The following is a 944-nucleotide window of genomic DNA, read 5'->3' on the forward strand; positions in this document are numbered from 1 at the left end:
ATCTGAAGGAAAATACGGCATACAATGGACAGCTCAGAATCAATTAGACGATTTGGACTTCGCAGATGACCTAGCCCTCCTACCACGTACACACGAACAGATGCAGATGAAGACAGACAGTGTAGCAGCAGTCTCTGCATCAGTAGGCCTCAGTATACACAAAGGGAAAACCAAGGTCCTCAAATTCAAAGCGGAGAACAGCAATCCAATCACCCTTGATGGCGAAACTCTGGAAGATGTAGAATCCTTCACATATCTGGGAAGCATCGTCGATAGACATGGAGGTTCAGATGCAGACGTAAAGGCGAGGATTGGCAAAGCAAGGGCCGCATTCCTACAATTGAAGAACATATGGAACTCAAAACAACTTTCAACCAATATCAAAGTGAGAATCTTCAATACGAACGTCAAGGCAGTTCTACTGTATGGAGCTGAAACTTGGAGAACTACAACAACCACAATCAAGAAAGTACAAGTATTTATAAATAGCTGTCTACGCAAGATACTCAACATCCATTGGCCGGATACCATCAGCAATAGCCTTCTGTGGGAGAGAACAAACCAACTTCCAGCTGAAGAGGAAATTAGGAAAAGACGATGGAAATGGATAGGACATACATTACGCAAATCGTCAAACTGCATCACGAGGCAAGCCCTAACTTGGAATCCTGAAGGGAAGCGAAAAAGAGGAAGGCCAAAGAACACATTGCGTCGGATAATAGAAGCAGATATGAAAAGGATGAATTACAACTGGACGGAGCTAGAAAGGATTGCCCAGGACAGGGTTGGATGGAGAATGCTGGTGAGCGGCCTATGCTCCTTCACGAGGAGTAACAGGCGTAAGTAAGTAAGTAAGTAAAACGCATATTAGATTAGAGGAACTCATATAGATGTGACGATCGTATACGATATCCGGACACATTTTCTCGAATAAATCGTCAATT

At 43.5% G+C, this 944-nt stretch carries 1 protein-coding gene; it reads left to right on the forward strand.

Going from position 1 to position 944, the window contains the following annotated elements:
* Positions 1–847 (forward strand): hypothetical protein (locus D0S45_20510; GenBank protein TIH07872.1); only part of this gene is annotated, 847 nt, incomplete at its 5' end.
* Positions 848–944: the final 97 nt, after the last annotated feature.

It is taken from the genome of Marinifilum sp. JC120, from assembly GCA_004923195.1.
Lineage (GTDB): Bacteria > Desulfobacterota > Desulfovibrionia > Desulfovibrionales > Desulfovibrionaceae > Maridesulfovibrio.